Source organism: Actinomadura macra NBRC 14102 (genome assembly GCF_001552215.1).
GTDB lineage: Bacteria > Actinomycetota > Actinomycetes > Streptosporangiales > Streptosporangiaceae > Spirillospora > Spirillospora macra.
Genome location: NZ_BCQT01000020.1, coordinates 14,233 through 27,646, shown reverse-complemented (window position 1 = coordinate 27,646; position 13,414 = coordinate 14,233). Strand labels below are relative to the sequence as shown.

The window sequence follows — 13,414 nt, the reverse complement described above, 5'->3', positions numbered from 1 at the left end:
CGGAAGCGACGGCCCTGATGCGAGGCCCGCGGACCGGGCATTGGCGACTCGGACGCGGTAGGGCCGCCGGGTCTCGTATCTCCATGGGCCCTACTCGGGGAAGGCTTTCAGCTCTCCGGCCGGCGACGTGATCCCGACCTTCATGCTCATCTCGATGTTGCCGGTGGCGGGGTCGTAGGACTTGACGCTGAAGAGGTTGTCGTCGCCGAGTCCGCCGAGCGCGTCGTCGAACGCCCCATGGATCGCCGCCAGATCCTTGGTCGTCCCTGCTTTCTGCACCGCCTGGGAGAACCACTTCACGCCCTGGTGCGACGCGCCCGCCGCGGGCCCGTTCGGCAGGCTGCCGTACTTCGCCTTGAACGCCGTCTCGAACTTCTCGACGCCGGGAGTGGTGCGGAACGCCGACGGCACGGCCTCGCTCAGGAACGTGCCGACCAGTGACCCCGGCACGTTCGCGGTGAGCTGCTTCCCGCCCGAGCAGGACGAGGCGCTTAGGAAGACCCCCTTGAACCCCATCTGCCGTGCCTGCTTGATCGCCAGCGCGGTGGGCTCGCAGGTCGTGGTCAGGACGATCGCGTCCGGCTTGCGTTTGAGCAGGGACACCAGCTGGTTCGTGTAGTCCGTCGCGTTGGTGTCGTAGCCGGCGATTCCGGGGACGGTGCCGCCGTTGCCCTTCCACGCCTTGTCGAAGGCCGTCGTCCAGGAGGCGCCGTACTCGGTGTTCACCTTCAGCACCGCCGCCGACTTCACGGTGAGGTTCTTGGCCTTGAAGTAGTTCTGGAGCTCACCGACCCACCTCGGCACGGTCTGCGACAGATCGTTGATCATGCGGACGACCAGCTTGTTGCCCTGGGCGGTGAACGAGGGCCCGTTGGCGATCGCCATCAGGATGAACTTGGGGCTCTTCTCGTTGAACGCCATCAACGGGAACGCCGTCACCGACGACGCCGAGAAGATCATCGTCGCGCCGTCGCGGCTCGCCAGCCTCCGTCCGCATTGGACGCCCTGGGACGCGGTGAACTCGTCGTCGCAGGACTTGGCGCGAAGCTGGTACTTCTTGCCGGCGACGGTGATCCCCCCGTTGTCGTTTATCTCCTGCACGGCGAGTTGAACGCCCTGCCAGATGCCGATGCCGTAGGCGGCCGCACCACCGGTCAGCGGCGTGATCACGCCGATGGTCACGGTGCCGCCGCCCGAGCCGCCATCCGAGCCGCCGCCACAGCTCGCAGCCGCCATGGCGAGCGCAAGACATGCGGGTGCGGTGAGCCCGAGCCGCCGTCGCCTCATGTGCCCTGCCTCCTGTTCGGGAAATCTCCAGGTCCCGCCTGTTCGGCGGTGCACCGTCAGCGGCGAGCGCTTCGGAAAGGCTTCCCGTCCGACCGATGATGTTTGGTACACGATACTTCGCACTTCGGCCTTGTCAAGGCGTTGGACCAGGCCAGATTTGCTATGAGCAGGGAGATGCGTGCTGCTTTGGACATTTTCGAGTGATGGTATACCATCTTGCATCCGTGACTCGCGGTCGACTTGGACGATCAGCGGGGACGGTGCTGAACGCTCCGATGGAGGCGGTCCGATGACTCTCTCGGTCCTGGACGGGTTTCGCGTGCTCGACCTGACGCAGTACCTGGCCGGCCCTTACGCCACTCTGGTCCTCGCCGAGCTGGGCGCGGACGTCGTGAAGATCGAGAAACCGGACGCCGGTGACGATGCCCGCGCCATGGATCCACAGGTCGGCGGGGCGAGCTACCCGTTCGGCATGCCGAACAGGAGCAAGCGTTCGATCGTCATGGACCTCAAGGCGGACCGGGGACGCGAACTGTTCCTCGGGCTCGCCCGCCAGGCCGACCTGGTCATCGAGAACTTCAGGCCGGGTGTGATGCAGCGGCTGGGGCTCGGCTACGACACGTTGAAGGAGGCCAACGAGGGCCTGCTCTACTGCTCGATCAGCGGGTACGGGCAGAGCGGGCCGTACCGCGGGCGGCCCGCCCTGGACATCATGATCCAGGGCATGACCGGCCTCATGCGGATGACGGGTGAACCGGGCGGCCGGCCGGTCAAGGTGGGGATCGCGGTCAACGACCTGATCGCGGGGGCCACCGCCACCTACTCGATCCTGGCCGCCGAGCTGGCCCGCAGGGTGACCGGGCAGGGCCAGTACATCGACGTGTCGCTGCTGGACAGCGGCCTGGCCTGGATGTTCTGGGAATCAGGCGCCTACTTCGGCAACGGCGAGGTGCCCGTCCCCACGGGGTCACGCCACCGGCGGATCGCTCCGTACCAGGCGTTCCGCACAGCCGATGGATACGTCACCATCGGCGCCGCGAGTGAGCGCCTGTGGCGCAGGCTCGCCGAGAGCGTCCTGCGCCATCCGGAGTGGGTCGCCGACCCGCGGTTCGCGACGAACACGGCGCGCGTCGGCAACGCCGACGTGTTGGCGGCCGAGATCGAGGCCATCACCCGGCGGCGACGCACCGAGGAGTGGCTGGCGGATCTGGACGAGGCCGGCGTGCCCGGCGGCCCGGTGTTCGGGTACGAGGAGGCGCTGCGGAGCCCGCAGGTCGCCGCCCGCGGCCTCATCGCCGAGGTCGAGCACCCGACCGCCGGCACGATGCGCACGATCGGTCCACCCACCAGGTTCTCGGGGATGCGCTTCGCGGTCCGCGGCCCGGCGCCGTTGCTCGGTCAGCACACCCGGGAAGTGCTGCACGAGTACGGCCTCACGACGGCGCAGATCGACGAGTTGCTGGCCACCTCGGTCGTCGTGGAACACCAGAGGCGGCAATGACGCCGATCCGGCCGGACCTGTCGCGGGATGTGCGGGTGGTGGACGCGCCCGGTGGCGGTCTCGGCCATGCGTGACCGGCTCACCCCGCTGGTGCGCGACGATCCCGTGGAGACCGCGGTCCGGCGCACCTACCTGGGCTGGGCCGACCGCGGCTTGCAGGTCGTCGAGGGCCTGGCCCGGCGTACCGGCGCCGCCACCGACTTCGTCCCTCAATCGCGCGAGTCGCGACCGGCGCCCATGCCGACGACCGCCGGGGACGGCGATGAGGATCGCCGGGTCGCGCACGCACGAGCCGCGGGCTGGCTGGTCACCGGGCCGGAGCCCGCCAGGCGGCGCGGTGGGCCGCTGGAGGCGGTCGGTGTCGCGGTCAAGGATGTCATCGACGTCGCCGGGCTGCCCACCGTGAACGGATCTCGCACCGGCCGCGGCCGGATCCCCGACGTCGCCGCGGCCTCCTGGCAACGGCTCGCCGACCGGGGCGCGTGGTGTGTCGGCAAGGCCGCCACCCACGAGTGGGCCTGGGGGGTCACCACGTCCCCTATCGACAACCCGGTCCGGCCGGGTTTCATCACGGGAGGCTCCTCGGGCGGCTCGGCGGCGGCCGTCGCCGCGCGGGCGGCGGTTGCCGGCCTGGCCACCGACACCGGCGGGTCGATCAGGATTCCGGCCGCTCTGTGCGCGGTGGTGGGCCTGCGGCCGACCACCGGTGGTGTTCCCATGCGCGGGGTCACACCGCTGGCGCCCAGCCAGGACGTGGTCGGGCCGATCGCCCTCACTGTGCGCGTGCTGTCAGCGGTTCAGGAGATGTTGGAGGGCCGTCCGGTGGCCCCCGTGCGCGAAGACGTGCGGGACCTGCGGCTCGGCGTCCTGGACCCGCCCGGTCCCTTGACCACGGTCGTCGGGATTCACTACCGGGCCGCGCTAGGCGATCTGCGCCAAGGCGGTGCGGAATGCGTCCCGGTGGACGGTACGGCGTTCCGGGCCGGGGCCGGCGTCTCCCTGCTGACCATGCTGCGGGAAAGCTCCGAGTTGCACGCCGCGCGCGTGCTCGCCGACCCGCTGGACTTCGGGCCCGCGGCGCGGGCACTTCTCGTCCTCGGCCACGGCCTGGTGCACGAGGAGATGCTGGCGCTGGCCCGCCGGCGTCTGCGCTCCGACGTGGCGGTGCTGTTCGCCCGCTCCCGGTTGGACGCACTGGTGACGCCGGGGACGCCCTGCGAGGCCGTACCGCGCGGCACGTGGACCGTGCCGCTGAGGGACCGGCGAGAACACGTGGATGCCGCGCTGACCCGCTACACCGCCCTGGCCAGCGCGGTGGGCCTGCCCGCCCTGGTCGTCCCCGCGGACCGCGGAGGGCTGGGCACCTCGATCCAGATCATCGCGCGCCCCGGCCGGGAGGACGTCTGCCTGCGGGTGGGCCGGTTTCTTGATCAAGTCGTACGCCACGAAGGGTGAGACCACATGTCCGACGAACCGCTGGAATCCGACGATCTGGCCGGGGTGTCCGGGCTGAACGAAGCCTCGACCGAGCTGGTGACACGGGACGGGCGCCACGGCGAGCTGCGTATCGAGCTGCACGGAGCCGAGCGCCGGAACGCGCTCGACGGCGCCGTGGTGGCGGCGTTGACGGCGGCACTGGAACGGGAGCCGGAGCGCATCGCGGCGGTGTGCAGCTCGACCGAGGGTGTGTACTGCGCCGGTGCCGATCTCACCATTCCGGACGCCGAGCGAGCCGCGCTGAGCGATTCGCTCTACCGGCTCTACGCGGTCATCGTGCGGCGCCCCGGGCCCGTGCTCACCCTGGTGGACGGCGCGGCGGTCGGTGGCGGGGCGCAGCTGGCCACGGCGGCCGACATCCGCGTCATCACCGGGCGCGCCCGGTTCCGGTGGGTCGGTCCCGCGCACGGTCTCGCGGTGGGCGCGTGGGCGCTGCCCGCCCTGGTGGGACGGGGGACCGCCCTCGAGCTGACGATGACCTCGCCGTGGATCGAGGCCGAGGAGGCGGTGCGGATCGGCCTGGCGCGGTCGGTCGCGTCCGACGGTGAGCGGCTGCTCAGCGAGCTTATCGGCACCTTGAGCGCCGCGGACCCGAGCGCGCTGGCCAGGATCAAGGCGATCACCCGGCCTGGTCTGCTGGAGTGGCTGTACGACGAGCAGCGGCGCAACGGGGAGTCTTGGCAGGGCCAGGTGGCCTGGGAGGGCCGGGCGCCCTGACCGGGGCGCCCGCTGGTTGACAGAACACCCCCGCCGCGTTTTGATATACCAAATCTTATCGAGGAGGCATGGTGGATCTTTCACTGCGGGGCAGGACGGCCCTGGTCACCGGTGCGAGCAAGGGCATCGGCCGGGCCGTGGCGGAAGCCCTGGCCCACGAGGGTGTGGATGTCGCCATCACCGCGCGGAGCGCGGACCCGCTGGCAAGAGCGGCGGCCGAGATCGAGGCCGCGACCGGGCAGCGGATCCTCCCCCAGGCCGGCGACATGGGCGTGGCAGCGGACGTGGAGCGCTGCGTACGCGACACCCTGGCCCGATTCGGCAAGATCGACATCCTGGTCACCTGCGCCGGCAGCTCCCCCGGCGGGCTCCTTGAGGACCTCACCGAGGACCAGTGGTCGCAGAGCCTGAACCTCAAGTTCCTGGGCTACGTGCGCACGGTGCGCGCGGTCGTCCCGCACATGGTCGGCGCCGGCGGCGGGTCGATCGTCCTAGTGGTCGGCAATGACGGGCTCAAGCCGAGCTTCTGGGAGATGACGGCGGGCGCGGCGAACGCCGCCGACCTCAACTTCGCCTCCTCGATCGCCGACCAGTACGGGCCGAAGGGCATCCGGGTGAACACCGTCAACCCGGGGCCGGTCGACACCGACCGCTGGGACACCCTTGAGAAGGCGTTCGCCCGGGACATGGGCGTCGACCAGTCCGAGGCCCGCCGCCGGACCGAGGCGTCCATACCTTTCGGCCGCATCACCCACCCGAAAGAGGTGGCTGCACTCGTCGCCTTCCTCGCCTCCGATCTGGCGGCCAGTGTCCACGGCGCGCACATTCCCATCGATGGCGCACAGCGCAAGGCCCTGATGGAACGCTGACCGAATCCAGGAGGTGCGCGATGCCCCACGCGGCAACCGATGACGGCCAGTCGCTGTATTTCGAGGAGGCCGGCGCCGCAACCGGCACTGTGATCATCTTCGTGCACGAGTTCGCCGGCGATCATCGGTCCTGGGAACCACAACTCCGGCATTTCGCTCGCTGGTTCCGGTGCGTGACCTTTGCCGCGAGGGGCTACCCGCCCTCCTCCGTCCCGGTCGATCCCACCGCCTACGGGCAACTGCGGGCCGCCGACGACATCGTGGCCGTGCTGGATGCCATCGGCGCCGCGAAGGCGTATGTGGTCGGGAATTCGATGGGCGGATTCGCCGCCCTGCACTGCGCCCTCCGGCATCCCGACAGGGTCATCGGTGCGGTGGTGGCCGGGTGCGGATACGGGGCGCACCCGGTTCAGAATCCGCGTTTCCGGACGGAATCAGAGGTGATCGCACGCGCGTTCGACGAGGACGGACCCGAAGGGGTGGCGGAATGGTACGGAGTGGGGCCCGCGCGGGTCCAGTTCCAGAACAAGGACCCGAGGGGCCATTCCGAGCACGTCCAGATCCTGCGTGAACACGATCCCACCGGGGCCGCCCTGACCATGCGCAATGTGCAGATCACCCGGCCCTTGCTCTTCGCCATGTCGGACGAGCTCAAGGAATGCGCGAGACCGGTACTCGTGATCGCCGGCGACGAGGACGACGGCGTCCTCGACGCGGCGCTGATGCTGAAACGGACCATGCCCCGGACGGGAATCGCCATCCTTCCCCGGACCGGCCACGTCTCCAACCTTGAGGAACCGGCGGCCTTCAACCACCTGGTCGAGCGGTTCGTCCTCGGCGTCGGTTCCGGCGGCTGGGGCCGCCGGGATCCGCGCTCGCAGACGTCATCGCTCACCGGCGCTCCGTGATCAGAGAGCCGCCCGCCCGCCTCGCCGGCGCTCCCCGCGCGGACCTCGGTTCACGGCGTCACCGGCATCCTTCTCCCAGGCCAGGACGTGCGTGTGCCGCACAGCGCAACATGATATACAATGCGTCCTGTGGGTTGAAGCCTGTCATGAGAGGGGTGCGTGGATGAAGAGCGGGCTCGATGGTATCGCTCAAATGCAGTACTCATCGAAAAGCGACATTGTCTGCGCGGTTCTCCGCGAGCTCATCATCAGTGGCGAATTCAAGGCGGATGAGCCGCTCCGGCAACGCGACCTGGCGCAGCGATTCGGTTTCAGCCAGACGCCCGTGCGGGAGGCACTCCGCCGGTTGGAATCAGAGGGACTGGTCAACAACGACCCCCATCGGGGCGCCACCGTGGCGGGCTCGCGGGGAAGCCCGCTTGAGGACAACTTCCAGATAAGGGCGGCCCTGGAACCGCTCGGGGCGAAGCTCGCCGCCACGGCCATCTCGGATGACACCATTGCCCAGCTACGCCGGATCAACGAGGAGATCCGGCGCCTCGCTGAGGACGATCCCGCGTACGCCGCCCTCAACCGGGAGTTCCACTTCACCATCTATGAGGCGGCCCAATCGCCCGTGCTCATGTCCATGATGGGGCTGCTGTGGCAGGCGATGCCGAACGGGCCGAGGGTGAAGCGGTCCAGGCGGGAGTCGGTCGAACAGCACGACAGGCTCATCGACGCGCTGGCGAAGCATGACAAGCAACTCGCCAGTGACCTGACCTATGAACACATCATGGGCAGCGCTCCCGTCGAGAATGGCTGAAGGCCTCAACCGGGCTCCGAAGGATCAGCCGAGTCCGACCGGGCCCGCGGCCGGTCGGACTCGTTGACGGCGCGGGCCGGCTCGCCGCCGGGCCCGTCCGCACCGACCTCCGCCAGCAGCATCGGCATCGCCATCGTCGCGGTATGGATGCCGAGGACGGACGCTATTTCGAGCACCTCGGCGACCTCCCCCGCGGTGGCGCCCGCGGCGAGCGCCGCGCGGAGGTGCCGGGCCGTCGCGGCCGCGTTCAGGTGAGTCGTCGAGGCGTTCACCGCCACCCCCACCAGCTCGATGACCTTGGGCGCGAGCGGGCTCCGGGCACGAACCGAATCCCGCCATCGCCTGGCGGCCTCGCCACCCGCCGGGTCAAGCGAGGCGAGCCCGTCAAGCCAGGCGTCTTCGCCGGCCGAACCGGTCGCCGGGGACGACGACGGGCACCGGGACGGGGACGGGCACCGGGGCGGGGACTCCCCGCAGGCGGCGAGTAGCGCCGGGATGCCGACCTCCAGACTCTGTAGGCCCAGCAGACTGACCAGCTCCAGGACGGAGACGATCTCGTTGGGCGTCGCTCCGCGCCGCAGCGCGTGCCGGATGTGCGCCGCCGTCCCGCCCCCGTGCAGATGGGTCACGGCGGCGTCCACCGCGATGTACATGAGCTCCTTGACGTGCGGTTCGAGCGAGCCGCGCCGCCAGGCCCCCGAGGAGAACTCGACGTACGCCGCGAGGTAGTCGGGGTCCACCCGCAGGATCGGCTCGAACGCCGGCGCCCAGAATCCCCGCTCCCGGACGAAGGCCGCCCGGACCTCGTCGCGCCGGGCGGCGGAAGCGCGCTCCGTCGTGGCATCGCCCATGATCGGCGGCCTCCCTCGCTGCCCGGTGATCGCCCACCGGCAAGACGCTGTCCCGGTCGTACGTGACGTAATGATATAAGGTATACCTTCCAATAGACTTGGTATAGCATCAAGCGACCGTTTCTCCACCGATGAGGAAGGAGGGCATTCCGGCGTGATCGTGCCTTCGCCTTCGGTCGACTCCACCTCCCGAACCGCGCCGCCCTCCGACGCCGGCCTCCCCGGCCCGGCCGGCGGATGGGCGCGGCGCGAGGACGTCAGGCTCACGACCGGCACCGGCACCTTCGTCGGCGACGTCGTGCGGGAGAACCAGGTGTGGCTGCGGGTGGTCCGCAGCGCGCTCGCGCACGCAACGATCACCAGCGTGCGCACCGAGGCGGCACGCCGGTCGGCGGGCGTCATCCAGGTGCTGACGGCGGCGGACCTTCCGCGTCCACACCGGATCCCGCTGCGGATCATGAGCCGCCCCGACCTGGATCGGTACCTGCAACCGGTACTGGCCGCGGAGCGGGTGCGCTATGTCGGCGAGCCGGTGGCGGTCGTCGTGGCGACGACACAGCGCGCCGCGGAGGACGCCGCGGAACTCGTCGATGTGGACCTCGTCCCTCTCCCGGTGTGGACCGATCTGGACGCCGACCGGCAAGGCCCGATCTGGCCGCAGGCGGGCGACCGGATGTGCACCTTCCACGCGGCGACCGGGGACACCGCCCGGGCGTTCGACGCCGCCGCACACGTCGTCACCGCGACGTTCGAGACCGGGCGGGACACCGGCCTCCCGCTGGAGACGCGGGGGCTGGTCGCCGAGTGGGCGGACGACGGCCGGACGCTGCATCTCTGGGGGCCGACCAAGTTCCTGCGCTTCACCCGTCGCACGGTCGCCGACTGGTTCCAGCTCGCACCGGGCGACGTGGTGTGCCATCACGTCGATGTCGGAGGCATGTTCGGCAGCCGCGGTGAGGTGTATCCGGAGGACTTCCTGGTGCCCTGGGCGGCATCGGTCTGCCGGCGCCCGGTGAAGTGGATCGAGGATCGCAACGAGCACCTGGTGGCGATCAATCACTCCCGCGGGCAGACTCACCAGATCACCATCGCGGCCGACGCGGAGGGCCGCTTCCTCGGCATGAAAGCCCTGGCGAGGCTCGACATGGGCGGCTACGCGCGCCCGATCGGCGGCCGGGTGGTCGAGATCGCCGCGGAATCGCTGCCCGGCCCGTACCGCTGGCCGGCGCTGCACATCACAAGCCATGGCGTGGCGACCAACAAGACGCCGGTGGGCACGATGCGGGGGCCGTCCACGTTCGACACCACGTTCGCCCGCGAGCGCCTCATCGACCTGCTCGCCGCGAAGATGGGGATCGACCCCGTGGAGCTGCGGCTGCGCAACCTCATCCGCGCCGACGAACTCCCCTACGCGCAGGACTTCGGCCCGGCCATGCACCCCACCGTGTACGACAGCGGCGACTACCACCGTGTCGTGGCGGCACTGCTGGAGCGGATGGGGTACGACCGCCTCCGGACGGACGTGGAACGGAGACGCGCAGGCGGGGAGGCCGTGGGCCTCGGGGTCGCCTTCTTCCTCGACCATTCTGGGCTGGGTCGCGAAGAGACAGTGCGGATGGACCACGACGGGGCCGGACGCTTCACCGTCCACACGACATCGTCGGAGATCGGCCAAGGGCTCGCGTCGATGATGGCGCGCGTCGCGGCCTCGGTGCTCCAGGTCCCCGAAAGCCGGATCGAGACGCGGACCAATCAGACCGTGGACTTCGACGGCGGCAACGGCACGTTCGCCTCCCGAGGCGCGATCTTCGTGGGCAGCGCCGTCCATGACGCGGCGAGCGCGCTCCTGGCCGAGGCGCGGCGCGCGAGCCCCGGCGTCCACCCGGATGACCCGCCGGACTGGCACGCCCTTGGCCGGCGCACCGTGGTCGGCAGGCACGCCGGCGACAGCCCGACGTACGGGTTCGGTGCCCACCTGGCCGTCGTGCGGGTCGACCCGCGGACGTTGGGAGTGATCGTCGAACGCCTCGGCGTGGCCTACGACTGCGGCCGGGTCCTGCACCCCGAGTCGGCCCGAGGCCAGCTGGTCGGGGCCGCGGTGCACGGGCTGGGCGGCGCCCTGCTCCAGGAGCTCACCTATGACGCGCAGGGCCAGCCGCAGAGCACGACGTTCATGGACTTCCTGCCGCCGACGGCGTGGGAGGCACCCCGGGTCGACGTGGTCCTCCTGGAACTGCCCGGCACCGTCGGAAACCCGCTCGGCGTCAAGGGGGTGGGGGAGGCCGGGATCATGGGCGTCGGCGGGAGCGTCGCGAACGCCGTCTCCGCCGCGCTCGGCGAGCCGGCCGCGGTGACCCGCCTGCCGGTGCGCCCGGACGACCTGATGCCGCATGCGCCCGCGCTCCCGGCTCCGCCGCCCCGGGAAGGCCGTCCCGCTGATGTACCCGCCGGCCAGGCGACGGCCGTGAACCGGGCAACGGCCGAGGGACGGGCGGCACGCCGTGCACGCCGTGCACGCCGGGTCACGGTCGCGCTCGCAGCCATGGTCGCGCTCGGAGCCGCGACAGCTATCACGGTCACCGTTCTGGTTCGTGGCAGGAAGAAGTGAAGCCCATGGGCCCGTCGCTAATCGATGTGCACGCGCACCACTACCCGGACGCGTACCTGGCCGCGTGCCAACGGCCGGACAGCGGGTTGTCCACCTATCTCCGCGACGACGCGCGGCTGGTCGTCCGCCAGGACGGCGCGGTGGCGCTGGCCGCGCCGCAACCCATGCCCACGGTGGCCGAGCGGCTGCGCGCGATGGACGACGCGGGAATCCGCACGCAGCTCGTCTCGATCTCCGCGCCCAACGTCTACCGGTTCCCGCTCGGCTGGCGCGCCGCGCTGACCCGCGATCTCAACGACGAACTGCTGGACATGTCGGCCGTGTCGGACGGGCGGCTGCGTTGCCTGCTCAGCCTGCCACTGCCCGACCTGGACCAGGCCGCCCGCGAGCTCGCCCGGGGGCTGTCCCACCCGGCCGCCGCCGGCGTGATGCTGACCACCACCATCGCCGGCCGGCCCCTCGACGACCCGTCCCTGCGGCCGATCCTGGCGGACCTCGACGCGAGCCGGTGCGTGGTCCTGGTGCACCCGACCACCGCCTGCGCCACCGAGGGAACCCGGGAGTACGCCCTGTCGCTGGCGCTCGACTTCCTGGCCGAGACGACCAACTGCATCGCCCGGCTGGTCTACTCGGGCACGTTCGGCCGGTTCCCGAACATCCGCTGGGTCTTCTCCCACCTGGGCGGGACGACCCCCTTCCTCATCCACCGCTTCGACAACTACTTCCACCAGTTCCCGGAATGCCGGGAGCACATCACCAGCCCGCCGAGCGAGATCCTGCGCGGGGTCTGGTTCGACACGGTGAGCACCCACCCGCCCGCGTGGCGCTGCGCGCTCGACACGTTCGCGAGCGGACAGTTCGTCTTCGGCACCGACTATCCGCATGTACCCGGCGGTCTGTCCCGCTTCGTGGACACCTTCGCCGCGGTGGACCTCGACCCCGCCACCCGCGCGGACATCGGCCACGGCAACGCGGCGAAGCTCCTGGACCTGCCGTGAAGGCCGCGCCGTTCGCCTACCTTCGGCCCGGTTCGCTGGACGAGGCCGTGGAGCTGGTCGCCGAGGTGGGCGACGACGACGGGAAGATACTCGCCGGGGGCCAGAGCCTGCTGCCCGTCCTCAACCTGAGGCTGGCGCATCCCGCCGTCCTGATCGACATCGCCGGGCTCGGCGAGCTGAGGGCGATCGAGCCGCACGGCACCGGCGGCGGGCTCACGGTCGGGGCCATGGCCACCCACCGGGTACTGGAGCGGGGTTCGTCGCCGGCGCTGGCCGGCTTCGCACCCCTGAGCAGGGTCGCCGAGCTGATCGGGCACCTGCCGATCCGCACCAGGGGAACCATCGGCGGCAGCCTTGCCCACGCGGACAGCGCGGCGGAGTGGCCGCTGGTCGCGCTCGTCCTGGACTGCACGATCCACGCGCTGAGCCGGCGCGGGGTTCGCGGCATCGACGCGAACGACTTCTTCGAAGGACCTTTCAGCACGGCGCTGGAACCCGACGAGATCCTGACCGGAATCCACTTCCCGCGCCCGCCGCACACCCTCAACGTCGTCGAGTTCGCCCGCCGCAAGGGCGACTTCGCCATCGTCGCCGCCGCCACCGTTCTGGGGCGCCGCGCGGACCGGTGCGAGCACGCCCGGATCGCGGTCGGCGGCGTGGCGTCCACACCGGTCCGCATCCCCGAAGCCGAGAAGGTCTTGGAGGGCTGCCCGCTCTCGGACGTGCATCCGGCGGTACTTGAGGCGGCCTACGTGTGCGGTGAGACGGTTGACCCGCCAAGCGATGTGCACGCCTCCTCGGCCTACCGCAAGCGGCTGGTCAGGGTGCTCGTGGAGAGGGCTCTTCTCCGCAGCCACCACGATCTGGAAGGGACACCGTCGTGACCGTCCCCGTGAACCCGCCACACGACACCACGGTCGGCTTCGAATTGAACGGCTCGCCGTTGCGGCGGACCGTCCTCGCCGCGACAAGCCTCATGGACCTCCTCCGGGACGAGGGCTGCACCAGCGTCCACAGCGGATGCGAGCACGGCGTGTGCGGGGCCTGCACCGTCCTGGTGGACGGCGAACCTGCGCGTTCCTGCATCCTGCTCGCCGTCCAGGCCGACGGCTGTGTGGTGGAGACCGTCGAGGGTCTCGGCACACCCGAGGCGCCCAGCTCGCTCCAGCTCGCGTTCTCCCGGCACGGTGGGCTCCAGTGCGGCTTCTGTACGCCCGCGTTCATCATGCTCGGCACCGGTCTGTTGCGGAGCAACGCGGACCCCGCCGACGAGGAGATCCTGGACGTGGTGTCGTCCAACCTCTGCCGCTGCACCGGCTACACGTCCATCTGTGAGGCGATCCGCGACGCGGCGGGGCGCACGGGCTGACACC

Annotated in this window: 12 protein-coding genes; 10 read left to right on the top strand and 2 right to left on the bottom strand. The window is 70.6% G+C overall.

Features of this window, described 5'->3' with window-relative positions; translation table 11 throughout:
* Window positions 1-90: 90 nt before the first annotated feature.
* Window positions 91-1,287 carry an ABC transporter substrate-binding protein gene (locus AMA02S_RS31770; RefSeq protein ID WP_169806923.1) on the bottom strand — a complete coding sequence of 399 codons (1,197 nt, stop codon included), beginning with the start codon at window positions 1,285-1,287 and terminating at the stop codon, window positions 91-93.
* Window positions 1,288-1,576: 289 nt separating this feature from the next.
* On the opposite strand from AMA02S_RS31770, the gene AMA02S_RS31765 reads away from it, so the two are divergent.
* The 6 genes from AMA02S_RS31765 to AMA02S_RS31740 all read left to right on the top strand — a co-directional run bounded on the left by AMA02S_RS31765 (window position 1,577) and on the right by AMA02S_RS31740 (window position 7,584).
* On the top strand, window positions 1,577-2,788 hold the full coding sequence (locus AMA02S_RS31765; RefSeq protein WP_067465813.1) for a CaiB/BaiF CoA transferase family protein: 1,212 nt from the start codon (window positions 1,577-1,579) through the stop codon (window positions 2,786-2,788).
* Window positions 2,789-2,839: 51 nt separating this feature from the next.
* On the top strand, window positions 2,840-4,243 hold the full coding sequence (locus AMA02S_RS31760) for an amidase (protein WP_169806922.1): 1,404 nt from the start codon (window positions 2,840-2,842) through the stop codon (window positions 4,241-4,243).
* 6 nt (window positions 4,244-4,249) lie between these two features.
* On the top strand, window positions 4,250-5,002 hold the full coding sequence (locus AMA02S_RS31755) for an enoyl-CoA hydratase/isomerase family protein (protein ID WP_084265804.1): 753 nt from the start codon (window positions 4,250-4,252) through the stop codon (window positions 5,000-5,002).
* A 68-nt stretch (window positions 5,003-5,070) separates the two neighbouring features.
* Window positions 5,071-5,871 (top strand): SDR family NAD(P)-dependent oxidoreductase, encoded by an 801-nt coding sequence (locus AMA02S_RS31750; RefSeq protein WP_218005186.1) that lies wholly within the window; start codon window positions 5,071-5,073, stop codon window positions 5,869-5,871.
* A gap of 20 nt (window positions 5,872-5,891) precedes the next feature.
* The gene (locus tag AMA02S_RS31745; protein ID WP_067465807.1) at window positions 5,892-6,779 is read left to right on the top strand and encodes an alpha/beta fold hydrolase; all 888 of its coding nucleotides are present in this window, start codon (window positions 5,892-5,894) and stop codon (window positions 6,777-6,779) included.
* Window positions 6,780-6,942: 163 nt separating this feature from the next.
* Entirely contained in the window at window positions 6,943-7,584 is a 642-nt protein-coding gene (locus tag AMA02S_RS31740; protein WP_218005185.1) for a GntR family transcriptional regulator, read from the top strand.
* Window positions 7,585-7,589: 5 nt separating this feature from the next.
* Here AMA02S_RS31740 and AMA02S_RS31735 read toward each other — a convergent pair whose 3' ends face one another.
* Window positions 7,590-8,435 (bottom strand): carboxymuconolactone decarboxylase family protein, encoded by an 846-nt coding sequence (locus tag AMA02S_RS31735; RefSeq protein ID WP_067465804.1) that lies wholly within the window; start codon window positions 8,433-8,435, stop codon window positions 7,590-7,592.
* A 154-nt stretch (window positions 8,436-8,589) separates the two neighbouring features.
* Between AMA02S_RS31735 and AMA02S_RS31730 the strand changes: the two genes are divergently transcribed.
* From AMA02S_RS31730 to AMA02S_RS31715, 4 genes are read left to right on the top strand one after another with little or no spacing between them, the layout of a single operon-like run.
* The gene (locus tag AMA02S_RS31730) at window positions 8,590-11,043 is read left to right on the top strand and encodes a xanthine dehydrogenase family protein molybdopterin-binding subunit (protein WP_067465801.1); all 2,454 of its coding nucleotides are present in this window, start codon (window positions 8,590-8,592) and stop codon (window positions 11,041-11,043) included.
* Window positions 11,044-11,048: 5 nt separating this feature from the next.
* Complete coding sequence (locus AMA02S_RS31725; RefSeq protein ID WP_084265803.1) at window positions 11,049-12,041, top strand: amidohydrolase family protein; 993 nt, start codon at window positions 11,049-11,051, stop codon at window positions 12,039-12,041.
* Window positions 12,038-12,925 carry an FAD binding domain-containing protein gene (locus AMA02S_RS31720; protein WP_067465795.1) on the top strand — a complete coding sequence of 296 codons (888 nt, stop codon included), beginning with the start codon at window positions 12,038-12,040 and terminating at the stop codon, window positions 12,923-12,925. The genes AMA02S_RS31725 and AMA02S_RS31720 overlap by 4 nt, the downstream gene beginning before the upstream one ends.
* A complete protein-coding gene (locus AMA02S_RS31715) occupies window positions 12,922-13,410 on the top strand; it encodes a (2Fe-2S)-binding protein (RefSeq protein WP_245667922.1) in 489 nt (162 codons plus the stop codon). Before AMA02S_RS31720 ends, AMA02S_RS31715 begins: the two co-directional genes overlap by 4 nt.
* Window positions 13,411-13,414: the final 4 nt, after the last annotated feature.

What these genes read in the sequence shown, in the direction of transcription:
- AMA02S_RS31770 (WP_169806923.1), bottom strand. Translation starts at nt 1,287, where the DNA reads ATGAGGCGACGGCGGCTCGGGCTCACCGCACCCGCATGTCTTGCGCTC.
- AMA02S_RS31755 (WP_084265804.1), top strand. Translation starts at nt 4,250, where the DNA reads ATGTCCGACGAACCGCTGGAATCCGACGATCTGGCCGGGGTGTCCGGG.
- AMA02S_RS31745 (WP_067465807.1), top strand. Translation starts at nt 5,892, where the DNA reads ATGCCCCACGCGGCAACCGATGACGGCCAGTCGCTGTATTTCGAGGAG.
- AMA02S_RS31725 (WP_084265803.1), top strand. Translation starts at nt 11,049, where the DNA reads ATGGGCCCGTCGCTAATCGATGTGCACGCGCACCACTACCCGGACGCG.
- AMA02S_RS31740 (WP_218005185.1), top strand. Translation starts at nt 6,943, where the DNA reads ATGAAGAGCGGGCTCGATGGTATCGCTCAAATGCAGTACTCATCGAAA.
- AMA02S_RS31735 (WP_067465804.1), bottom strand. Translation starts at nt 8,435, where the DNA reads ATGGGCGATGCCACGACGGAGCGCGCTTCCGCCGCCCGGCGCGACGAG.
- AMA02S_RS31765 (WP_067465813.1), top strand. Translation starts at nt 1,577, where the DNA reads ATGACTCTCTCGGTCCTGGACGGGTTTCGCGTGCTCGACCTGACGCAG.
- AMA02S_RS31750 (WP_218005186.1), top strand. Translation starts at nt 5,071, where the DNA reads ATGGTGGATCTTTCACTGCGGGGCAGGACGGCCCTGGTCACCGGTGCG.